The sequence below is a fragment of the Oerskovia douganii genome (genome assembly GCF_015142735.1).
Classification (GTDB): domain Bacteria; phylum Actinomycetota; class Actinomycetes; order Actinomycetales; family Cellulomonadaceae; genus Oerskovia; species Oerskovia douganii.
In genome coordinates this window covers 15319-37493 of record NZ_JACSPN010000003.1, presented here as the reverse complement: position 1 = coordinate 37493, position 22175 = coordinate 15319, and the positions used below count along the sequence as shown (strand labels likewise).

The 22175-nt window shown below is 72.7% G+C and carries 17 protein-coding genes; all 17 read right to left on the bottom strand.

The window, feature by feature from the left end; genetic code table 11:
* Positions 1-104: 104 nt before the first annotated feature.
* Positions 105-1544 (bottom strand): FAD-dependent oxidoreductase, encoded by a 1440-nt coding sequence (locus H9623_RS03135; RefSeq protein WP_193718643.1) that lies wholly within the window; start codon positions 1542-1544, stop codon positions 105-107.
* A gap of 248 nt (positions 1545-1792) precedes the next feature.
* A complete protein-coding gene (locus H9623_RS03130; RefSeq protein ID WP_193718642.1) occupies positions 1793-2269 on the bottom strand; it encodes an LpqN/LpqT family lipoprotein in 477 nt (158 codons plus the stop codon).
* 38 nt (positions 2270-2307) lie between these two features.
* Complete coding sequence (locus H9623_RS03125) at positions 2308-2994, bottom strand: hypothetical protein (RefSeq protein WP_193718641.1); 687 nt, start codon at positions 2992-2994, stop codon at positions 2308-2310.
* Positions 2991-3656 carry a hypothetical protein gene (locus tag H9623_RS03120; RefSeq protein WP_193718640.1) on the bottom strand — a complete coding sequence of 222 codons (666 nt, stop codon included), beginning with the start codon at positions 3654-3656 and terminating at the stop codon, positions 2991-2993. Before H9623_RS03120 ends, H9623_RS03125 begins: the two co-directional genes overlap by 4 nt.
* Positions 3653-4231 carry a hypothetical protein gene (locus H9623_RS03115; RefSeq protein ID WP_193718639.1) on the bottom strand — a complete coding sequence of 193 codons (579 nt, stop codon included), beginning with the start codon at positions 4229-4231 and terminating at the stop codon, positions 3653-3655. The genes H9623_RS03120 and H9623_RS03115 overlap by 4 nt, the downstream gene beginning before the upstream one ends.
* A gap of 35 nt (positions 4232-4266) precedes the next feature.
* Positions 4267-4836 (bottom strand): hypothetical protein, encoded by a 570-nt coding sequence (locus tag H9623_RS03110; RefSeq protein ID WP_193718638.1) that lies wholly within the window; start codon positions 4834-4836, stop codon positions 4267-4269.
* Positions 4837-4847: 11 nt separating this feature from the next.
* The gene (locus tag H9623_RS03105; protein WP_193718637.1) at positions 4848-6161 is read right to left on the bottom strand and encodes a hypothetical protein; all 1314 of its coding nucleotides are present in this window, start codon (positions 6159-6161) and stop codon (positions 4848-4850) included.
* Positions 6158-6448 carry a type VII secretion target gene (locus H9623_RS03100; RefSeq protein WP_193718636.1) on the bottom strand — a complete coding sequence of 97 codons (291 nt, stop codon included), beginning with the start codon at positions 6446-6448 and terminating at the stop codon, positions 6158-6160. The genes H9623_RS03105 and H9623_RS03100 overlap by 4 nt, the downstream gene beginning before the upstream one ends.
* An 80-nt stretch (positions 6449-6528) precedes the next feature.
* Positions 6529-6828 carry a WXG100 family type VII secretion target gene (locus H9623_RS03095; protein ID WP_193718635.1) on the bottom strand — a complete coding sequence of 100 codons (300 nt, stop codon included), beginning with the start codon at positions 6826-6828 and terminating at the stop codon, positions 6529-6531.
* Positions 6829-6958: 130 nt separating this feature from the next.
* The gene (locus tag H9623_RS03090) at positions 6959-11440 is read right to left on the bottom strand and encodes an FtsK/SpoIIIE domain-containing protein (RefSeq protein WP_193718634.1); all 4482 of its coding nucleotides are present in this window, start codon (positions 11438-11440) and stop codon (positions 6959-6961) included.
* Between the two features lie 36 nt (positions 11441-11476).
* Entirely contained in the window at positions 11477-12175 is a 699-nt protein-coding gene (locus tag H9623_RS03085) for an FHA domain-containing protein (RefSeq protein WP_193718633.1), read from the bottom strand.
* Positions 12172-13932: a serine/threonine-protein kinase gene (locus tag H9623_RS03080; protein ID WP_193718632.1), complete on the bottom strand. Its 1761-nt coding sequence runs from the start codon at positions 13930-13932 to the stop codon at positions 12172-12174. Before H9623_RS03080 ends, H9623_RS03085 begins: the two co-directional genes overlap by 4 nt.
* Positions 13929-15710, bottom strand: a complete 1782-nt coding sequence (locus H9623_RS03075) for an FHA domain-containing protein (protein ID WP_193718631.1) — start codon at positions 15708-15710, stop codon at positions 13929-13931. The genes H9623_RS03080 and H9623_RS03075 overlap by 4 nt, the downstream gene beginning before the upstream one ends.
* Complete coding sequence (locus H9623_RS03070) at positions 15707-16549, bottom strand: PP2C family protein-serine/threonine phosphatase (protein ID WP_193718630.1); 843 nt, start codon at positions 16547-16549, stop codon at positions 15707-15709. The genes H9623_RS03075 and H9623_RS03070 overlap by 4 nt, the downstream gene beginning before the upstream one ends.
* Entirely contained in the window at positions 16546-18195 is a 1650-nt protein-coding gene (locus tag H9623_RS03065; RefSeq protein ID WP_193718629.1) for an RDD family protein, read from the bottom strand. Before H9623_RS03065 ends, H9623_RS03070 begins: the two co-directional genes overlap by 4 nt.
* The gene (locus H9623_RS03060) at positions 18195-20696 is read right to left on the bottom strand and encodes a transglutaminase-like domain-containing protein (protein ID WP_227748100.1); all 2502 of its coding nucleotides are present in this window, start codon (positions 20694-20696) and stop codon (positions 18195-18197) included. Before H9623_RS03060 ends, H9623_RS03065 begins: the two co-directional genes overlap by 1 nt.
* Entirely contained in the window at positions 20696-22171 is a 1476-nt protein-coding gene (locus H9623_RS03055) for a DUF58 domain-containing protein (protein ID WP_227748099.1), read from the bottom strand. The genes H9623_RS03060 and H9623_RS03055 overlap by 1 nt, the downstream gene beginning before the upstream one ends.
* Positions 22172-22175: the final 4 nt, after the last annotated feature.

Here is a 22175-nt window from a genome sequence, read left to right as displayed (position 1 = left end):
CGGCGGCGCCAGGACGGAGGCATGGTGCCCCGAGCACGACGACGGCGCCCCCACCCGGGTAGGTGGGGGCGCCGTCGTGTGGTGCGTGCGTCAGTCGGGCGGGGTCAGAGCGTGTCGTCCTGCGTGGCTGCCTGGGTCTGACGGCGGGCGATGCGGAGCATGTCCTCGCGGGGCACGACCTTGATGCGCTCACGCCCGTGCGGCTCGCCCAGGGTGCGCTCGTGGGCGTCCAGGACCTCCCAGTCGGCCCACTGCACCACGTCGACACCGCGCTCGGCCAAGAACTCCAGCACGGCCTCGGGCGAACCGTGCGGCGCGACGCGACCGGCTTCGACGTCTCCCTCGACCGCCTCGCCACCCTCGCTCGCCGGGACCGCGCCGGTCACGTCCTCGACGAGGTGGCGGACGGTCTCGGACGCGTCGGACTTGGTGTGCCCGATCAACCCGACCGGGCCACGCTTGATCCACCCCGTGGCATACACCCCCGGGATCTGCTCACCATCGATGTCGATCACCCGACCCTCCCGGTTGGGGATCACACCCTTGAGATCATCGAACGGGATCTCCGGCAACGGCGACCCGAAGTACCCCACGGCACGGTAGACCGCCTGCACGGGCCACTCGTGGAACTCGCCGGTCCCACTCACGGTCCCGTCCCCGTTCAACCGGGTCCGCTCGGTGCGCAGCCCCTCGACCTTGCCCTGCCCCAGCACCGCGACCGGCGCGTGCAGGAAGTGCAGGTGCAACCGGCGCGAAGCCGTGAACTGCGACGGATCCTTCAACGTCCAGTCCGTCAACGTCTTGACGACCTGCTTCGTCTGGTTCGACGAGTTGATCGCGGCCATCGACCCCTCGTCGAACTCGAAGTCCTCCGGATACACGATCACGTCGACGTCGGGCACGTGACCGAGCTCGCGCAGCTCCAACGGCGAGAACTTCGCCTGCGCCGGACCACGACGCGCGAACACGTGCACATCCGTGACCGGGGAGTCCTTCAACCCCTGGTAGACGTTGTCCGGGATCTCCGTGGGCAACAGGTCATCGGCGTGCTTGGCCAGCACCCGCGCCACGTCCAACGCCACGTTCCCCGCCCCCAGCACCGCGACCTGCCGGGCCTCGAGCGGCCACGTACGTGGCACGTCCGGATGCCCGTCGTACCACGACACGAAATCAGCCGCCCCGAACGACCCCGGCAGATCGATCCCCTCGATCGGCAGAGCCGCATCCCGGATGGACCCCGTCGAGAAGATCACCGCGTCATAGAACTGCCGCAGATCATCCAGCTTCAGATCAACCCCGTACTCCACGTTCGCCAACAACCGCACGTCACCCCGAGCCAACACCTTGTGCAACGCCACGATGATCGCCTTGATACGCGGATGGTCCGGCGCCACCCCATACCGGACGAGCCCGAACGGCGCGGGAAGACGCTCGAACAGGTCGATACTCACCTCGACACCCGTCTTCGACAGGATGTCCGCCGCATAGATCCCAGCCGGACCAGCACCGACGATGGCCACACGCAAAGGACGAGAGCTGCTCACAGGAAAGAACGCCTTCCGGTCGAGGAGGGGAGGTCGAGCCGCAGGACTGGGCGGACCGGTCGCCCGGGGCTGTCCGGGAGTTCCACGGCTGCCAACGGGAGAACTCGATTGTACGACTCAGGTGCATCTCCACACTGACAGCGGATCTCGCCAGGTGGAATCACGTCTCAGGATCCGGCCGAATGTTACGAGCGAGGGCACAGTCACGGACCGAGCCCCGGCCGCCTCCTGGCGGTGCCGTGGGGCGCTCACACGGCGATGCTCAGGCTGTCCTGGATCGTACGGATCTCCGGCAGGGTGCTCTGCATCTGCGCGCCGGTGCACGAGCCCGTCACCTGCACCAGGTCCTTGACCGGCCCCCGGTCCACGAGGACGATCCGCACGGCCTGGACGAGCATGCCGAGCGTGGGCTCCGCGAAGATCCCCTCGATCCGAAACCCGCCGTGCCCCTGCACCTCGATCTCCGCCCGCCCGAGCTCCTGGTACTGCGGGAGCCCGGTGAGCCGCGCGACGACCTCTCCGACGGCCTGGTCGAGCGAGTGCTCGGCCCGGACCCTGTTGAGCACCGTGATGACGTTCGCGCGAAACTCGCCGTCGGCGGCGTCCTTCGCGAGGGCGAGCGGCAGGCCCACCTCCGGCAGGGGCTGCCACCCCTCGGGCTGCACGAGACCCACCCCGGGATAGCCAGGGAACTGCTCGCTCGGGAACTGCAGGATCGACGGCACGGTCACTCCTCCTCGGGGGTCCACAGGGCCAGAACAGTCTAGGCGGCGCGTGTCTCGCGCCGCGGCGAGCCCCCGGATCTCGGGAACGCGCCGGACCCGCCCTTCCAGATCGCCGTCCGCAGGTCATGGCGTGCCCGCTCGCGCTGGTCCCACGAGCCACCCACCAGAACCTTCGTCGAGCGGTACGCCGGGACGAGGGCAGCGACCAAAGCCCCGTCCTGGTCCCATACCCCGACTGCCTGGACCTTCCGCGGCCCGTAGCGTCCCGACAGGTTCGCCACCGCGCCGACCGCGGCGAGCGGGATCGTCCACCGCGGACTCGAGGCGTTCCCCGCCCAGACCTCGAGGTCCGCCGAGGTCACGGCGAGCGCCACAGGCTGCCCACCCTGCAGAGCCCATGGCCTCCGGGGCACCCCACGGTCGCGAGCGACCGCGACCATCACCGCGACGACGCATCCCGGGACGACGACCGCACCAGGGCGCGCCGCGGCGACGCGCCGCCTGAGCAGACCGACACGCAGCACCATCCACACCAGCACGGCGCCGACGAGAACGCCCGCCGCTCCGGACACGACCAGCACGACGGATCCCGCAGTCTCCCCGGCTCGGACGAGGACCACGACGCGGACGACGGCCAGCACCGTGAAGACCGCGAGCCCGACGACGAACAGGGGCCAGCCGGCCCACCGGTCCGAACGCTCTTCAGCGGCCCGCGCGAGGATCACGACGAGACGTCCGGTCGCGTGAGCTCGAAGAGGGCGACCTGCGCGTCGTAGACCGCCATCGCCGAGTCCTCGACCTGTTCCGTCATGACCCTCACACCCCCGCCGAGGAGGATCACGACGCCGAGTCCGCCCGCGGCGACCAGAGCGAACGTCCGGACCGCCCCCTGAGGGTCAGCCGTGCTGGCGTACCACCGCGCGCCCCCGACCAGAACCGTCACCACGACCAGGCACACGACCGCCGCCAGGACGATCGTGACGAGGGTCAGCCCTGGCCAGACGGACTGCGGCGGGACGTACGACGGGGCATCCGTCGCTGCCAGCGTCCCTGACGCGTAGGCGGTCTCCACGTCACTCTCGAAAGCCGACCACTGCGACCGGGCAGCCCGCTCGTCGAGCTCGCTCACCGCGAGGACGCCGCCGGCGAGCAGCACGGCCGGGACGAGGGCGAGGAGAGACCCCTTCAGATGTCCTCGCGGACCACGCATCGCCCGGAACCAGCGTCGCCCCCAGAGCACCACCACCAGGTAGCCCAGGAGGGACGCCACGGCGAGCAGGAACAGGGCCGCGGGAACCGTGCCCGTGTACTCAGCCGGCACGCGCACGTCCTGGACCGCCCCCATCACCACGCCCACCTCCCCGGTCAGGGATCGAGCACCACTCATGAGACCTCCTCCTGGGAGTGATCGAGGCATCGCAGAGAGGCGACGACCGCGTCGAAGACTGGCACCAGCCCCTCCCGCAGTGGAACGAGAGGGGAGGTGATCACGATGTAGAGGAGAGTCCCCAGGCCGTGCAGGTCCACCCAGTAGTCGAGCCGCAGCTCTGGGAGCAACGGCTGACCGTCGGGCCCCGTGCGGTGGATGTCCGATGCCGTGACCGACCGTACGACGTGAGCGAGCGCTCCGTCGACCACCAGGACGTCCTCCGGGACCGTGACCCTGGCCTCCGCCGCCCTCCGGGCGGCGCGAAGGTCATGGCCGTCGCGCGCGATCTCATAGACCACCATCGTCCCCGTGACGGGGATGTCGGCGACCTCCATGGTGATCACCACGAGCAGCGACCCGCCGAGTTCCGCGCTCTGTTCCGCGACGGCCCCGAGGTCCGCCCGCAGCCTCCGACGGTCCGTGGCCCGCTCGTCGGACGGACCGAGCCGACGATCGACGAGCTCGGCGACGGACGACTCCCGCACCCCCTTGTCCCGGAGCGGGATCCGCCACCAGGAATCCGGGAGAACCATGACCCATCGGGCCGGCTGTGGTCGTCCCGTGGAGCTCACGCGACGCCCTCGTAGGTGAGCTGTCCGACGATCTGAACGAGCTCGTCGGACAGCTCGTCCTCGACGTCGAGGTGAACGGTCTCGAAGTCGAGCACCACCACCTCCTGGACGTGGTGCGGGAAGACCGTGAACCTCGACGTCTGGGTCACCGTGAAGTCCGGACCGGACGAGGTGTCGAGGCACTGCAGGAACGCCGGGCCGAGATCGCTGTCGACCTCGATCCCGCTGTAGGCCAGCACCGTCAGACCTGAAAGACGGGGAACGGCAGCGAGGTCGCGGGCGAACCGGCGAGCAAGTCGGCGGGCCGGTCGGTCCGCCGACATGATCCGCACGACCACGCTGGCCCGCGCCTGGTGCTCCGCGCTCCGCGGGAACCACAGTCCCGCCGTCCAGACGTCGCCGGCGGCGACCGCCTGCGCGTCGACGGATCGGACGGCGTCGAGCCCGCTGATGCTGTTCCCCCCGTCCCCGGGGATCTGGCGCCCCACCTCGACCAGCTCTGCGTCGGACAGCCCGGCGCCCCACAGGACCCAGTCATCGAGGACGGGTATCCGGAGCCTGGACATGACGGGCCCCGTCACTTCTGCCCCTCGGACACGTGGGCCCTCACCTGGTTCGCCACCCAAGCGCCGGGGCCGACGACCAGGCTCGTGGCCGCTCCCCCGGCGTACTGCACCCCGACGCGCGAGAGGCCGGAGAGCGCCAGCGGGGCGGCCGTCCCGTTTCTGGCGAAGGCCGCGACGGCCTGCGCGTTCCGTAGCGCCTGCGACGCCTGAGCAGCCCCGCCCAAGCCGAGGAAGTTCAGCGCCCACGACCTGCCGGTCAGTCCGCGGAAGGACCTTGCCCCCTGGTTGAACCAGGTGTTCCATGACGTTGGCTCGAACCAGCGGGCGCCCGAGCTGCGCAGCGCCGGCGAGACCGGCGGGAAGAGTCCCCGGACCACCCGCCGGTTGGCTGGGCTGCCCAGGCGCTGCGCGATCCGCTGGGACCGGGCGGCCCCCTGCACGAGGCCGGTGCGCGCCAGGGTCCTGGCGCTCCGAGCGAGGGCAGTGCCGACTCCGAAGGTCAGCAGACCCGCAGCGCCGAGCAGGACCGCGCCCAGCGAGCCCTCGCCGGAGGCCCACAGGGCGAGGTCCGCGACGAACGCGATCGCACCCGCCACCACGGCTGCGATCGCGAGCACCTGTCCCAGGACGGGCACCCACGCCAGCACGAGCGCCAGCACCCCGAGCACGGCGGCGATCGCGCCGAAGACCTCTGAGAGCCAGCTCGCGGCGCCCGATCCCCACTTCTCCCACCAGCCGTCGTTGAGCCCGTCCGACTCCACGACGCGGTCCACGACCGTCCGGGCCGCCGACGCCGCGGCCCGCCACGCCTCGATCACCCCGGGGAGCTCTCCCTTGACGGTAGCCAGCGACGCCGCCGCGTCCGCGTGCGCGGAGTCGGCGTTGCGGGCGGCGGTCTCGACCCAGGAATCGACGGGTTCACCGCCTTGCTGGGACGTGGTCCGCGCCTCGTCGAGCCGCTCGTTCGCCCGGAAGCGCGCCAGCCGGCTTGAGTCGACGGCCTGCTGCGCGGACACCGCACGGTTCAGGAGATCGCGAGCCTGCGCCTGCGCCTCACCGTGCTTCTCGGCGTACGTGACCAGCGCGTCGCCCACGTCCTGATACCTGTCCTTGGCCTTGATGACCTCGGCGCGGATCTGCTCGGCCTTCTCGCGCAGCTCGTCGATGGCGTCCGAGGTCTGCGAGTCGTATCTCGCGATCTTCCCGAGCGACGCGTGCGCGTCAGCCATCGCCTCGCCGACCCGCTGCATGCGTTGCCCGCCGGTTCGCACGAGGTCGGGGTCTCCGGGAACCGGGTCGGCGTCCGTCAGGGGATACCAGCTCACGACTCGGACTCCAACGCTGAGGCAAGCTCGCCGTCCGCCTCGGTGAAGCTGTCGGCGACGGCTCGCGTCAGCTCGTACAGGTCGTCGATTCCCTCGCGCATCTTCTCCCGACGGTTGCTCCAACTCGTCGAGAATCCCCGGACGGCTTCGGCCAGACCGGCGTCGCCGACTGCATCGGCGATGCCGTCGGCGCGGGCATCCGCCTGCGCGAACTCCCGCGAGACCGTCCCCAGATCGCTCGCGGCGCTCTCGAGAAGGTCGCCGTCCACCTTCAGGAAAAGGCTCATCGCAGCTCCTCAGTTCAGTTGGTGACGAGCGAAAGGGTGGCCACGGTTCCCGTGGCCACCCCGTCAGGAGTGCTCGTTCGTCAGCCGCGGATGCCCTGCGCGAGCTGGGCGTCCGTCTGCTGCAGCGTGTCAGCAGCGGTGACCAGGTAGGTCGCCATCCCGTCGAGGCCCTCGAGGACCTGCGCGGCACCCGTGGCGAACTGCTCGTAGGACGCCTGGAAGGCACCCGACGCCTGGTCGGTCACGAAGCCGCTCGAGACCAGGGCGTCGACCTGGGACTTGAGCTCGACCAGCAGGATCCGGGTGGCGTCCTCCTGGCCCTGGCGGAGGCGGGTCGCGGCGTCGCGCATCTCGTCGAACGTCACGTTCACGTTGGCCATGGTGTTCCCCTTAAGTTCGTGGAGCCCGCTCGTCCGCCGGGCTCGTCGTGCCCTGCGGGCCTGTCGTTGCGGCATCACCCTAGCGGGACCCCCAGGGCGGGCGAAATGGGGAGATGTCCCCATCAGCCCGTCATGCAGGCATCAACGGCAGCTGGACCCGGGCGGCGGTCCCGCGAGCGACGTAGACCCCCCGACCGGGCGGGAACTCGGACCTCTGCGCCCGGGCTGTGGGTGTCTTGAGGAGCAGCTCGCTCTCGGCGCCGTCCGGCTGGAGGATGAGGCCTCGACGCGCATTCTTGAACTCGGTCATGAGCGGCCAGGCCGAGCTCCACCCGGAGGACTCCGCCTCGGCGACGACCAGGTGCCCGTGCCGCTTGATCGTCTTGACGAGCTCCACGAGCGGAGCATCGGCCGGCGACTGGAGATAGTCGTTGATCCCCTCGACGAAGACCGCGACCCGCTCCCCCTCGGCGCCCTCGGCGACCCGGGCCGAGATCCGCTTCGCGAGCGCCACGGTGTCGTCGGTCGAGAGCGCCACCTCGGTCCAGCCGGGCGCGCCTGCGAGCGGCGACCGCGGGTTGCTGACCAGATAGGTCTGCACCCCCGGATCGGCGCGACGGACGGCGCTCACGACCGCCGCCAGAGCATTGGTCCGTCCCGATCCGGGAGATCCCGCGATCAGGCAGGACCCGGTGGGCTCGAACCCGAGCGGGGCGAGGTCCGCGTCGCCGAGCCCCAGCACGGGGTAGCCCTGGAGCGCGTCCGGCAGGACCTCGGGCCCGTACTCCTTGGGCAGCGACTCGATGCGCGGTGCCGCACGGACGCCCGCCTCGACCATCGCTCGCGCCAGCCGCTTCGTCGCGAGCGACTGGTCGGCGACCACGCGACTGCCCCCGATGATCGCGACCTGAGCCTCCGAACCATCGACGATCGCACGACCGGGGGGCGAGGACGGCCCGAGGATGTCGCCCGGGACGTCGAACAGCCCGTAGCTGTCGTCGGCGAGGCGCAGGACGATGTTCCGCTGCACGTTGGACCGTACCGACGACGGCACGGCTCCTGACCGGTCCGCCGTGAAGGCCACGTGGATGCCGAGGCCGCGCCCGTCCGTGAGGACGTCCCGGAACACGTCGTACCAGGCGGCGCGCCCGGCCCCGACCTCGAAGTCCTCGCGGAACGTCGGGAACCCGTCGACGAGGAGCAGGATGCGCGGCTCGTCCGGGACGTTCGCCAGCTTGCGGTACTCGGTGATCGACGCGGCGGAGACCTGGGCGTAGGCCTCGCCCCGACGGTCGAGCTCGTGGCGCACCATGCGCAGCGTCCGCACGACCCGCTCGACGTCGTCGGAGCCGACGACCGCCCCGACGTGCGGGAGCACCTCGAGCATCCTCAGCCCGCCCGCGGCGAAGTCGAGCGCGTAGACGTGCACGGGCCCGCTGCGCGGTGTGATGCCGGCCGCGATCCCCAGGGTCCGCAGCGTCGTGCTCTTGCCGGACCCGCCGGTGCCGTAGACGGCCACGTGCCCGTCGACGTCGGGCTCGAAGTAGACGGGCGTCTGCACCTGGCGCTCGGGGACGTCGCCGACCCCGATCAGGAGCTCGGTGTCCGTCCGCTGGCGCAGCCTCGAGAGGTCGTAGGTCGTCGCGAGCTCGTCGAGCCACGGGCGGCGCGGGCTCGGGATCTCCGCGCGCCGGCTCGCGGCCCCGATGCACGCCACGAGGCGCTGCTGGTCGTTGGGCCCCAGGTCCTTCTCCTCGGGCACCACCGCCGGCTGCGGGGCGTCCCAGAGGATCTCCCCGCCGAACCTGAGCGCCGCGACCTCGATGCGCAGCGGCTGCGCCTCGTCGGAGGTCCACCCCCCGGCGTAGGCCGACTGGAACGGACGGACCCGGCCGGGTCCCGTCTTCGCCAGCCCGCGACCCGGTAGCCCGGGATCGAAGTGCGCCGCATCGGGGGTCCCCACGACGTCGGACGAGTCGGACTCGTCGGCCATGCGCAGCGCGACCCGGAGGTTCGTGTTGGCGCGCAGGTTGTCCCGGATGACCCCGGCCGGACGCTGGGTCGCCATGATGAGGTGGATGCCGAGCGAGCGCCCGCGCTGCGCGATGTCCACGACGCCGTCCACGAAGTCGGGGACGTCCGAGACGAGCGCCGCGAACTCGTCGATGACGATCACGAGGGCGGGAGGCGTGTCCACGTCCCCGCGCTTCTCGAGCTCGAGGATGTCCTTGGCCTTCTTCCGGTTGAACAGGTGCTCGCGGTGGTGGAGCTCTGCTCGCAGGCTCGTCAGGGCACGCCGCACGAGGTGCTGCGAGAGGTCCGTCACGAGGCCGACGCAGTGCGGGAGCTGGACGCAGTCCGCGAACGCCGACCCGCCCTTGTAGTCGACGAACAGGAACGTGACCCTGTCCGGGCTGTACTCGGCAGCCATCCCCAGCACCCATGCCTGGAGGAACTCGCTCTTGCCCGAACCCGTCGTCCCGCCCACGAGGGCGTGCGGCCCGTGCGTGCGCAGATCGAGCTGCATCGCGTCGGACCCGGCCGAGCCGACGAGCGCGCGGAGTCCCCCGGCGCGCCGACGCCTCGGGACGGCTCCGGGGGTGCGGTCCGTGATCGAGAGGTTCTGGTTCCAGCGGTCGATCACGGCGTCGCTCGAGACGGCCATGTCCGTACCCAGCAGGGTCAGCAGGGAGACGGTGCGCGGCAGGTCGCTCGCGTCCTCGTCGACCACCCCGGCGTCGAACACGGGCGCCATGCGGCGGCCGTACTCGACCGCGGAGGGTGCGTCGACCGTCTCGAGCTCCACGTCGTCCACCGTCAAGCCGAGGCGGACCATGCCGACCGTCGCGCGGTCGGGCTCGACCTCGACGTAGGTGCGGCACGTGGCGGGAAGCCCCCGCACGGCGTCGGCGACCCAGACGGGAAAGACCCCCGCGTCGGGCCCCGTCTCCGCGAGCTGCGCCAGCCGTGCACGGTCGACGTCGGCCTCGGAGGACACCAGGACCACGACCGCGGGGAGCGGCGAGCTCGTCCCCTCGACGGCGACGCCCCCGCTCTCCCCGACGCTCGCGCCGCGCTCGAGGGCCGCGTCCCGTGTCCGGGCCGCTCCCCGCCGCGTGACCCGATCCCGCTTCTCGGCGAGCCGGCTACGGATCAGCTCCTCGAGCTGGGCCAGGAGGACAGCACCGCTGCTGGCGCTGTCGGCGAGGTGGTTGCCGTCGATCGGGCTCGTCGTCGTCGACGTGTGCGGCATCCACTTGAGCCACTCGAGCGACCGCGACCAGGTCGGTGTCACGAGCGAGCAGACCACGAGGTCCGCGGGCGAGTGCAGCACCGTGAGCTGGACGAGCACCGAGTTCAGGACCGGCTCGACCAGGTTCTTCGGCCCGGCCAGCCCGAGCGCGCCCGCGTCGTGCAGGTTCTCGACCACGGGGACGCCCGCGACGCGTCGGTGCTGGTCGACCAACGTGTCCAGGCGCTCCTGGAACTCGGGGAGCATCTCGCCGCGCCCGGGGAGCTCGACCTCGTTGCGCGAGGGCATCGAGCCGAGCCCGAGCCGGACGTTGAGGAAGGACCAGTGCTCCGGGCGGCGCGTCCAGAGCAACGGACCGCGCCGCAGCCCTTCTGCCAGGGTGAGCGGCGTCGCCGGCGCCTCCTGGAGCCGCGCGGCACGCTCGGCCACCTCTTCGTCGCGCAGGGCGGTGCGCAACCCGTCGAGCCGCTCGTCGAACCGCTTGACGTCCCGTTCCCGGCGGCGGCGGCGACGCTTGCGCTCGGTCACGTAGTTGCCGATGAGCATGAGGGGGCTCATGAGGATGAACAGCAGCGCGGTCGGCCGCTGCGTGACGAAGTACATGGCGAGGCCCAGCACGACCGGAGCGATGAGTGCGAGGACGGGGAAGGTCTGCGGCTCCTCCTCCTGCGGGGCCGTCGGCGCCGCGAACTTCTCCCCGGCATAGCGCGGCTCGACCTTGGGCGACCGGTTGAAGGGCACCGGGCCCGCGACGGGGCCGCCCACCGCGCTGCCGAGCGGTTCGACGACGAGGACGGAGTCACCCAGGACCATGGTCTGCGGCCGGTCGACCCGCAACCGGTTCACGAGGCCCCCGTCGACGACGATGCCGTTCGCGGAGCCCAGGTCGACGACCTCCGTGCGGTCCGAGGCGTCGATCCTGGCGTGCTTCTTCGAGACCAGGGGGTCCGACAGCACGAGGTCGCACCCCGCCGCCCGACCGACCGTGTAGCGGCCGGCGACGAGATCGCGTCGCAGCCCGGTGTCGGGCCCAGCGACGACCTGGACGCGGGCCATGACGTTCTGGACGTCGCCCGTGGACCCGGCGGCGCGAGCCGCGTCGAGGAGGTGCACGACGGCTCCCGAACCGAGCCATGCCTCCCCGATGGGGATGTCCGGTTCCAGCACGACGGACTGCTCCTGGCCGGGAAGCTGGGCCCGCAGCGTGAGCGGGGGAACGTCCACCAGCGAGCCCATGTTCCTGGGGTCCCGTACGGCGATCGCCCGGGCGACATCGCCCACCGAGCTCCCGGCGTCGGCCGTGACGACGATGTCGTCGGTCGTGCCGTCGTGGCGCACCAGGGTCATCTTCAGACGCACAGGGCCTCTTCTTCGTCGCGGGGTTCGTGGAGCAGGTCAGGCGGTCTCGTCGACCAGGTCGAGCAGGGGCAGGTCCTGGGCGGTGACCAGGCGGGACGCGACCGCGTACTCGACGAGGCGTGCTCGCCGGTTGGTGGCGAGCGCCCCGACTCCCCCGCGCAGGCCCTTGACGCCCATGCGGTCGAGCTTCTCGCACACGTTGTCGAGCTTGCGGTTGAAGCGCGTGGTCGCCCACCCGAGCCTGCGGGCCGCGTCGGCCGAGGTCGGGATCTCGGAGAGTCCCGTCCCGTCGCGGCGCAGGACCGACTCCGCGAGTGCCAGGACGAGCTGCTTCTGGGTCGTCGTGAAGGCGACGGCGCCGATCGTCGTGGCGCCGTCCGGGGTCTCCGCGGAGCGGATCTCCTGGTAGGGCGCACCCTGGAGCTGGACCAGGAGCTCGTAGGTGGTCGGCCCGGCGGTGAAGACGACGGACATCGAGGGGAACACGAGGGGCAGCCGGTTGCCGGGTGACAGCCACGACTGCACTCCACCACCGGTGTCGCAGACCGTCGCGGAGATCAGCGAGCCCACGTTCGCGAGCCACCAGATGCCGCTCTCGTGCGTGACCCGCAGGAAGTGACGGTGCAGGTAGGGGTTGTCCTCGATCTCGAGGTCACCGTCCCGCCCGATGTCGAACGTCCCGCCCTTGGCGGGCCGGAACCACTCGCCGCAGAACTCGATCGCAAGGTCGCTCATGGGTTGTTCACACATTCCTGGACGGGTTCCGACGGTCTGCCGTCCTGCACGGCGCGGACGGCGACACAGACGGTCTCGGTCGCGCCGGCGGGGATCTCCAGCGACGACGTGCCGGCGGGCAGGGGGACGGGGACGGTCTCCTTGGTCACGTCGAGGCGTTGCCAGGCGTAGGAGAGGTCGGCTGCGGCTCCCTCGGGCGGCTCCCACGTGAAGACCGCGTTGCCCGCGGCCTCGTCGTAGCGGGACTGCATGTCCTGGGGAAGCGGCACCAGGTCGCCGAGGTTGTCGTTGGGGGGCGGCACGAGGTCGGGCTCCTCGACTGCGGTCGTACCTGGTGCGCCGGGCCCGGCCCCCTCGCCCGTGAGGAGCGCGACGGCTCCGACGATCACGAGCAGCACCACCCCGAGCCCCCCGAGGAGAGGCCAGAGCGCGCGCCTGTGCGTCCGCGGGGCCGGCTCGGCGGTCGGTGCTGCCTCGGGGGCGCGATGCACGGTGTCGTCGGCGGGCGGGCCCCACGGGGCGACGGGCGCGAGCCCTGTCCCGGCATGGCCGGACCCCCGTGCGTCGGGCCGCGGCGGGGCGTACCCGGTGCCCGACGAGGCCGCACGGGTCGGGTGCGCAGGTGCCGGGCCGAGGAGCACGGCCGGGGCGGCGTCGGCGAGACGCCCGGGCCCCGCGGACGCGTCGGGTGCGAGGCTCCCTCGGACCGCTGCCGCGGCGGGGACGCCAGGGTCGTGGCGGACGACGGGGGCCGTGCCGCTCGTCGTCGACGCACCGCCGGCAGGAAGTCTGCCGCCGAGGCCGGGACCGCGCGGGTCGATCGACACGACGGCACGCAGCCGCGTACCTCCGTCGTCGTCGACCTCCTCCTCCTGCGCGAGCCCCGAGTCGGCGAGGACGTCGAGCGGGGTGACCGCCAGCGAGAGCTCGTTCTGGACCTGCTGGAGCGCTCGCGCGAAGGCGAGCATGGTGGGGTAGCGCGAGGCCGGGCTCTTCGCCATGGCCGTCCCGAGGACCCGCTCCAGGGAGGCGGGGACGTCGGTCCGGCCCGTCGGGACGAGCGGCGTCGACTCGATCCGGGTGATGAGGCTCGCGCTCGAGTTGGACCCGCCGGGGAGCTCGAACGGCGCCCGCCCCGCGAGGAGCGTGTAGGTCGTGGCCGCGAGCGCCCAGACATCGGTCTCCTTGCCCGCCCACGGGTCGTCGGCGAAGGACTCCGGGGGGGACCACGGGATCGACATGCCCTCGGCACGGGAGGCGTCGTCCATGGTCGAGGAGATGCCGAAGTCCGTGAGAGCCGGGTGCCCGTACTCGGTCACGAGGATGTTCGCCGGCTTGATGTCGCGGTGCAGGATCCCGGCGCGGTGCGCCGTCTCGACCGCACCGGCGATCTGCACCGCGATGCGCAGCGCCTCGGCGACGCTGAGCCGCTCCGACCGGTAGCGGGCGCCGAGGTTCGGCCTGGAGCAGTACTCCATCGCGAGGTACGGGCGGCCGTCCTCGGCGACGTCGGCCTCGTACATGGTGACGATCGACGGGTGGGTCGACAACGTGGCCATGAGGTCCGCCTCGACGTCGAACGCCGCGCGCTGCGACTCGCTCGACCACTCGTGCAGGAGGACCTTGACCGCGACCCGACGTCGAGGGCGCTGCTGCTGGTAGAGGAAGACGTCGGAGAAACCCCCGGACCCGATGACCGACACGTACTCGTAGCCGTCGATCAGCGGTGGCGCAGACGGCGCACGCTTGCTGCTCACAGCAACCCCTCGAGGACGAACGTGACGCCGTCACCGACGTCCACGACGTCGTGCGACGCGACCATGGTGGGCTCCCCCGGGTGCAGACGCCGGGGCGGCTGGCCTGGACGCAGCAGCGTGGTGCCGTTGGTCGTGCTGAGGTCGCAGACCAGCACGTGCCATCCCTCGAGCTGGATCTCCAGGTGCGAGCGGGAGATGTCCTGCTCCGGGCTGGGGACCGCGACCAGACGGGGAAGGTCGTTGCTCTGTGCTCGGGTGGTGCGCGGTCTGCGCCCGAGCACCACCGGCCGGTCGAGCTCGACCACCTGGCCGGTGGACAGCACGATGCGCCCCAAGGAGGGTCGGGTCACCAGCCGGGCGTCGCCATGGAGAGGGGCGCCGCACACCCCGCAGACGTCCCGCGACGGAGGGTTCGGGTGATCGTCCGGGCACGCACGGGCCAGGATCTGCTGCGCCCCTGGCGGCGGGGGTGGGGTGAAGGTCGGACCGACCGGCGGCGGGACGGGATTCGGGACCCCGGCGACCTGGGCCCGGAGATCGGCGATCACGGACGAGAAGACGGTGTGGCCGTCGTGGTCGACGGTGTCGGTCACGCCGTCCACCGGCAGCTCTGCGGCGCCGTCGCTCTCGACCGGGCCGTGGACGTCGCCGCCCACGGAGACCGGCACGGGATCGCCGGACGTCCCAGCCCACTCGCGGGGGATCCCGTCGATCAGGGTCGTGCACGAGGCGGCCGTCTCGACGACCTGCGCGGGCGGCTCGACCGGCGCTGCCGGCGAGACCGACGCTGCCGCCTCGGTCACCGGTGCGGGGGCGAGGGCGCCCGGGGTCGCGTGCTCCTCGTCCTCGTCCTCGTCGATGCGCACGGCCGCGTCCTCGACGGCCCGCAGGACCGTCGACTCCCACAGGTGACCGTAGCCGTCCTCGACCGCCTCGGCCGCCCCGCGGGCGCCGTCGGGCGCGACCGTGCGCTCGAGAGCCGTGTCGAGCGAGATGATCGTCTCGACCGCCCCGAAGGACGCCCCGAACGACTCGGTCGACAGGCGGGGGTCCGGCTGCGGCGGCGCGGGCTCACCGTCCTCGGCCGGCACGTGGGCGTCGGGTTGCACGGGCGCGGGGTCGCCGTCCGCGAGCGCGACCGGCTCGGACCACGCGACGAGCGCCGGCGTCGTCGACCCGGGCGCGAGGGCCCCGTGCGGGTGGACGGGAGCGGGCGTGGAGGTGCCCGCTGCGGGGGCCGGCTCCGGTCGGCCCAGCTCGTCCGTACCGACCTCGGGCGGGCGCGCCACCGGTGCACCGACGAGATCCCGGAGGATGCGCGAGGCCAGCACGACCCCTTCGTGGAGCGGCAGGCCGACCAGGGCGACCTGCCCCGGGCCCGCCTCGAGCGACGGCGCCTCGTCCACGCCGAGCTGGACGGACACCTCCTCGACGTCCTCGACGAGTCGTTCGGACCATGTGCTCACGTCGTCCCCGTCCACGTGGACGCTCGCTGTGGACGTGCGCAGCGTGACCGAGACCTGGCCGCGGACGGCGACCTGAGCGCGACCCTCGGACGTGACCGCCACCGCGAACGGTGGCATGGTGCGCAGCGTCGCCCCCAGGACGACGGTCAGGAGCTGGATGACCTCGATCACCTCGATCTCCGCCTCGCCCGCCGTGTCGAGACCGTCCCACAGGCGGCCGACCAGCTCGTTCGAGGCGCCCTCCGGAAGGATCACGATCGCACCGCCCCGGACGAAACCGAACGCGCTCCCGGTGTCGTAGCGCAGTCTCACGACCGGTCCCTCCTCTGCAGGTGCAACTCTCGCGGCAAGGTGTCGTCGTCCGTGTGCCCCGTGGTGTCCCGGGGGGTCGTGGAACCGTCGCTGGTGTCCTCCCATGCCCCGGTCGCGTCCACGACGACGACAGTGATGTTATCCCGCCCACCGGCCACGATCGCCTCGTTGACGAGGTGGTCGGCTGCGACCTGGGGATCGGGTTGAGCGAGCAGGATCTCGGTGATGCGCTCGTCCGAGAGCTCGCCCGTCAGGCCGTCGGAGCAGACGAGCATCCGGTCCCTGGACTCGATCGGGATCCAGCAGAAGTCGGGCTCGGGCGGGAGCGACGCCCCGACTGCGCGCGTGACGACGTGGCGCCGCGGGTGGGTCACCGCCTCGGTCGCCGTGAGGGTGCCCGCGTCGACCATCTCCTGGACCTCCGAGTGGTCCACGCTCAGCTGTTCGAGCGTGCCGCGGGACATCTGGTAGGTGCGGGAGTCGCCGATGTTGACCACGAGCCAGTACGGCATTCCCTCCATCTGGGCGACGACGACGCCCGTGACCGTCGTCCCGGCGCCCCGACCCGGCTCCGTGCTGATGGCCCGGACGTCGTCCTGAGCCACGACGAGCCGACCGCGCACGTCCTCGGGCGAGACGGTCGTCAGCTCCCCGAGGGGCCTGAGCGCGTCGATCGCCGCAGCGCTCGCGACCTCTCCGGCGTCGTGCCCACCCATGCCGTCGGCGACGAAGAACACCGAGCGGTCCGCGAGGAAGCTGTCCTCGTTGAGGAGCCGCCGCACCCCACGGTGCGAGCTCGCTCCCCACGCGAGCCGCAGCCCGGTGCCCGCCCGGTTCATGCGGGTCGACCAGGATGCACGACGATGCGCCGGTCGCCGACCTGGATCACGGATCCCACAGGTACGGGAACACGGACGCCCGCCTCGAGCACGACCGGGGAGGCGTCCGGCCGGGCAAGGACCGTGCCGTTCGTCGACCCTCGGTCCTGGACCCACAGTCCTGAGGCGTCGAACCCCAGCTCCGCGTGCGTCTTGGAGACCGAGCGCGTCGGGTCGTCGACACGGACGAGCGTGCTCGGGCCCTCGTCCTGCGTCTGCGGGTTGCGTCCCACGAGAGCGGACCCCGAGACCGCGACCCGGAGCCCCGACTCCAGCTCGAGCTCGACGCCGGCGGCGACGGTCGACACTGAACCGCTCTCCCGCCGGAGGTCCTGCGCGCTCAGCCGGGTCGAGTCCCAGTCCGGCTCCTCGACCGGCACGATCGTCGCTGCGAGGGCGGCGGACGCAGCGGCCCGGTCGACCTCGACCCCCGTCGGGGACGCCGCGGACACGTCGGACGCCCCGGTCCCCTGGCGCGCGGGCGGTTCCGCCGGTGCGGCCGGGGTGAAGACGGGGGCCTCGGTCCACGCCGCGCCCTGCGGCAGCGCGGCCACCTCGAGGTCGACCTGCGCCGGAGCCGCTGGTCGTCCGCTCCCGGGCACCCCCGTGATCAAGGGACCGGGGCCGTCCGTGGCGTCCGCACCCGCCTGCGGGAAGGCCCACGGGTCGGGGGACGTGCCCGGAACCGGGACCGGCTCCGCGGGGGCCCGGCCGGAGGGAGCCCACCCCTGCGGCACCGGCTGGGCCGGGGGGTGCGCGGAAGGATGCGGCCCGCGCCCTGCGCTCACCCTCGTCTCGGCAGCCGTTCCGCCGGCCAGCATCCCGTAGGGTCCCGACGCGGCCGCGACCTGCGACGGCTGCGGCCCCTGCGCCCCTCGGGCGTCGAGCACGAGGGCGTCGGCCGCCTTGTCCTGCCAGCCCTGGTTCCGCCGCGCACCGTCGAACGCCGGGGACAGGACCACCAGCAGCTCGCCCACACCGAAGGCGAGCGCGCCGAGGAACGTCAGGATCCACCGGAGCGCCGACCGGCCGAACCCGAGCGGTGCCCGGTCCCCGGCGCGCACCGTCCGGATGCCCGTCACGAGGTTGCCGAGCGTCCTGCCCGTCCGCCCCTCCCAGAACCAGGAGCCGAGCCAGTAGACGAGGCCCAGTCCGCCCGCCACCGCGGACACTGCCACGAGCCCGCCGACCGGGGCCGCCTGCGGAGCCGCCGTCCAGGTCGCGACGTCCGTGGACGAGAGCCCGGTGGCAGCCGCGCCCCCCAGCAGGGCGGCCCCCACGACCAGGAGGGACGCGGTGCGGTCGACGAGGTACGCCACGAACCGGCGCCCCGTCCCCGCGAGCGGGGCGCGGTCGAGCACCCCGGGCAGCTCGGCGACGCCGGATGCCCGGAGCACCGTCGCCCCGGCGCGCTGGGTCGCGGCCGCGACCTCTCGCTCGGTCGTGATCGCGATCGCCGGCTCACGGACCGGCACCGGTCCGGCAGCCGCAGGGCCCGCGCCGGGCAGGGGGGTCGTGCCCGGCAGCTTCGTGCCGCACACCGCGCAGAACGCGGATCCCCCCGGCTGCGACGTCCCGCAGGCGCTGCAGATCGTGACCTCGGACATCAGGAGTCTCCTGGTTTCGTGACGGGGCCGGGCGGCGGCGTGCTCGCGGTCCGCCCGGATGGTCGGGGATGCCGCAGCCGGGCAGGGAGCCAGGCAGGGAGCGCACCCCGCAAGGATCGTAGTGACAGCGCAGCCCGGACCCGCCGGCGACGGGGCAAGGTGGCACGCATCCCCTGCACGAGGGAGTCGACCCCGGTCCAGTAGGCGTCGACGTCCTGCGGGCTCGGGTCGCCCGCGCCGAAGACCGTGGCGTCGGCCGTGCGCGCGAGCCCGACCGTGGGCGTCGCGGCCGCAGGGAACGACTCCGTCAAGGTTCTCGCGCTCTCGCGCCTCGTGGCGCCCGAGGTGACCGGCGCACCCAGGTCCGTGGCGACGTCGAGCACCTCGCGCCACCCGCCGCTGATCCGGTCGACGGGACGCGGTGCCTCGCGCCGCCTCCTGCGCCGTCTCGCCTTGAGGGCCAGGATCAGCACGAGCGGCAGGGCGAGCAGGGCCAGAGGGATCGCGACCGAGGCGACGACGACGGCCGCCAGGCCCCAGTCGAAGCCCTTCGACTCGGCGTCGTCCTTCTTCTCGTCCTCGTCGACCTCGCCGGCGTCGGCGTCGGCGGGCTCCTCGGGCGGCTCGGGGTCCTCGAGCACGGGCGGCTTGGGGACCTGGTCGCTCTTGGGCTCGGGCTTGATCTTGTTGTCCTCCTCCGGGATCGCGTCGACCGCGACCCAGCCGTAGCCCGCGAACGGGACCTCGACCCAGGCGTGCACGTCGGCCCCCGTCGCGACGAAGGGTGTGCCCTCCTCCCAGCCCTCGGGCGGGTAGAACCCCATCACGACCCGTGCAGGGATCCCTGCCGAGCGTGCCATGAGCGCGAGAGCCACCGCGAACTGCTCGTCGTCGCCGACCATCTCGTCCGCAGCGAGCAAGGTGTCGATCCGCTCCGCGGAGTGGCCGGGGCGGGACGGGAGCTGGGTCTCGAGCCCGCTCGAGAAGATGCCGCTCGCGACGAGCCCGGTCCGCAGGTTGTCGAGCCGCACGACGGGATCCGTCTCCTCGGCCATGAACTGCGCGGCCTTGGCGGCCACCGAGTCCGGGACCTGGGTCCACGCGGGCAGCTTCTCGTCCTCGATCCTCGACGATCGCAGCGCGTCCTCGGACGGCGCAGGGGCGACGACCGCGTCGAGCCGGTACGAGTCGCCCCGCCCCAGCCCGGCGGTGACGACGCCGGTCCCCGTCGTCGAGTTGTAGTACGTGGTCGAGCCCAGCGCCTCGGTGCGCGCACCCGCGTACTCGACGCCCGCGAGCGCCCCGACGGCGGGGACCCACACGCCGCCGTAGGCGCCGATCGTGACCGTCAGATCGGTCGGTGTGCCCTGGGCGACCGTGGCGATCTGGTCCCCCGCCCGGGTGAAGACACCCGAGCCCGCGCCGGTCGACGCGTTGAAGACGACCCCGTCGTAGGCGTCGAGCGTCGCGAGCCGCACGCGCGCCCCCGCGGGCAGACCGTCGACCGTGAACAGCTCCTCCTCCGTCATCTCCTTGGCGTACTTGCGGAACGAGGCGAGCGGACTGACGTACTCGTGCAGGTCGAGCGGGGGGACGATCTGCTCACGCAGGACCACGCGCTCGGTCGCCGGCGTCACCACGGGCACCAGGACGACGGCGACGACGGCACCGAGCGCCAGCATCATCGCGCCACCGCGGGCGCGGTGCCAGCGCAGTCGCCGGGTCGCGACGATGCTCGCCGCGGTGGCGACCTGGCGCTCGCCCAGCCGTGCCTCGGTCGCGCGCCACGCACCCCACAGCAGCCCGACGACCACGAGCACCAGGCCCTGCACCACGGGGACCGCGGGGAGGATGCTGCCGAGGAGGATGACCGCGACGAACGCGACGGTGACGGGCACGAGGGCCCAGTGCGCGTCCCGCACCCGCCAGGCGAGGGTCCCTGCGCCGAGCGCCGTGACGTACAGCAGCAGGAACGGGACGACGCCGAGCTCGGGGAAGGACTGCAGCGGCAGGGCCGTCGTGACGAACTCCTTCCACCCGGTCACGGCCCCCAGCAGGAGGCCGCGGACGGTCTCGAGGGTGGGCAGCACCCCGCCGACCGTCGTCGCAGGCAGTGCGAAGGGCCCGCCCAGCAGCACGTACACCGTGATCGCGACGGCGGTGACGGTCAGGAGGTTCCATCGCCGCCAGGCGCCGCACCAGGCGACCGCGAGCCCGAGGACCGCGCCACCGACGGCGGGCAGCAGGTACGTCCAGGACCCCCATGCGGGACCGAAGCCGAGGAGCGCGGCACCGAGCATCACGACGAGCGCGAGCGCGTCGACCGCTCCGGTCGCCCGCAGGGCGCGTGGCGCGTCGGCGCCGCGTCGACGGGTCGTCGAGCGGGCCGTCGTCCCGGCGGAGCGGGTGCCCGTCCCTGTCGACGACGCCGTGCTGTGGCCTGCAGCGCTGCCGGAGTCGCCGGGCGGTGCCATCCGGCCCCGCGTGTCGTTCCCGGTCATCAGTCGTCCAGCCTCCGCAGCGCGAGGGGGAGGTCGCCCAGCTCCCCGATGGTGAGCACGACGAGCTCAGCGATCCGGTGGCGACTGACCTTCGCCCCCGGGATGCACTGGATCGCCATGACGCGGACGTCCTGCGGCAGCCGTGCCGAGGCGGCACGCAGCTCGGTGGGCGACACGACGCTGCCCACGACGAGCGCCACGACCGACGCGTCCGTGACGCTCGCGGCCGCGACGCGCGCAAGGTCGATGAGGTTCGTCCGTAGCGGGCGCGCCTCGATGCGCGCCAGGTCGTCGAGGAGCCGCACCCGGTTGTCACCGCGCAGGCTGCCGTCGTTGACGAGGACCGTGAGGCCACGATCCTCCTTGATCGCCTGGAGCCCGAGCGACCCGCACGAGCTGACCGCGAGCTCGAACTCGTCGGGGTGCCCGTAGTCCTCGGCCCTCGTCGAGAGCACGACGGCGAGGTGCGAGCGCCGCGTCTCCTCGAACTGGCGGACCATGAGCTGCCCGGTGCGGGCGGTGGTCTTCCAGTGGATGTGCCGGCGGTCGTCGCCCGGGACGTAGTCCCGCAGGGCGTGGAACGACACGTCGGAGTTGGAGATGTCCTGCGTGACGCGCCCCTCCAGGTCGCGCAGGAACCCCGTCGACGACCCGGTCAGGTTCTTGGTCCGCGGGTGGACGTACAGCTCCTCGGGCTCGGTCCACACGACCTGGCGACGCAGCAGTCCCAGAGGGTCGGCGCGCACCGAGCGCACGGGCCCGACGGGAATGACCGACCGCCGGTGCGTCGGGATCGTGAAGATCTCCTCGTGGGTCGCCCCTGTCCGCAGGCGCGGCACGGGGAACGTCGCCAGGCCCGCCCCCACGGGCAGCTCCATCACGGCGGGCAGCAGGGGGCGCTGCGACTGGTTGCTCACCTCGAGCGTGCCCACGGCCCGGTCCCCCACCGTGACGCGCCGCTGTCCCAGGTCGAGGTTCACGGTGTACCGGAACGTCCCACGGACGAAGGCGATCGCCGCGAGCGTGACGACGGTCGCGACGGTCGCGACCGCGAGCAGCTCGACCCAGGACAGGACGAGGCCGGCCCACCACGCCGCGACGACCCCCAGGAGCACGGCCCGCCCGAACGGGCTGACGACCGAGACGGCTGCAGCCGCACCCGTCCTGACCGCCGTGACCCGGGGTGCGACGAGCGCACGCAGGCGTTCGACCCGTCCCTCCGCGCCCGACGGCGTCACGAACCCGGGACGTCCGGGCCCGGCCCGGCGCGGGCCCGTCGCGGGCCGGAGACGGTCGAGCAGCCGCGGACGCGCGCCGGCGCGCTGACCCGTGCCAGCCGGGGGGACGGGAGAAGGCGCGGGGGCCTGCCCAGGGGGCGGCGCCGTCGGGCCGGGCGGGTTGCGGCGTGCGGAAGCCGCGTCGCCCGCTCCGGGCGGGTTGCCACGGGTGGCGACGGGAGAATCGGTCGAGGTCATCGCG

What these genes read in the sequence shown, in the direction of transcription:
- H9623_RS03110 (WP_193718638.1), bottom strand. Translation starts at nt 4,836, where the DNA reads ATGTCCAGGCTCCGGATACCCGTCCTCGATGACTGGGTCCTGTGGGGC.
- H9623_RS03120 (WP_193718640.1), bottom strand. Translation starts at nt 3,656, where the DNA reads ATGAGTGGTGCTCGATCCCTGACCGGGGAGGTGGGCGTGGTGATGGGG.
- H9623_RS03055 (WP_227748099.1), bottom strand. Translation starts at nt 22,171, where the DNA reads ATGACCTCGACCGATTCTCCCGTCGCCACCCGTGGCAACCCGCCCGGA.
- H9623_RS03065 (WP_193718629.1), bottom strand. Translation starts at nt 18,195, where the DNA reads ATGTCCGAGGTCACGATCTGCAGCGCCTGCGGGACGTCGCAGCCGGGG.
- H9623_RS03070 (WP_193718630.1), bottom strand. Translation starts at nt 16,549, where the DNA reads ATGAACCGGGCGGGCACCGGGCTGCGGCTCGCGTGGGGAGCGAGCTCG.
- H9623_RS03115 (WP_193718639.1), bottom strand. Translation starts at nt 4,231, where the DNA reads ATGGTTCTCCCGGATTCCTGGTGGCGGATCCCGCTCCGGGACAAGGGG.
- H9623_RS03095 (WP_193718635.1), bottom strand. Translation starts at nt 6,828, where the DNA reads ATGGCCAACGTGAACGTGACGTTCGACGAGATGCGCGACGCCGCGACC.
- H9623_RS03100 (WP_193718636.1), bottom strand. Translation starts at nt 6,448, where the DNA reads ATGAGCCTTTTCCTGAAGGTGGACGGCGACCTTCTCGAGAGCGCCGCG.
- H9623_RS03060 (WP_227748100.1), bottom strand. Translation starts at nt 20,696, where the DNA reads ATGACCGGGAACGACACGCGGGGCCGGATGGCACCGCCCGGCGACTCC.
- H9623_RS03085 (WP_193718633.1), bottom strand. Translation starts at nt 12,175, where the DNA reads ATGAGCGACCTTGCGATCGAGTTCTGCGGCGAGTGGTTCCGGCCCGCC.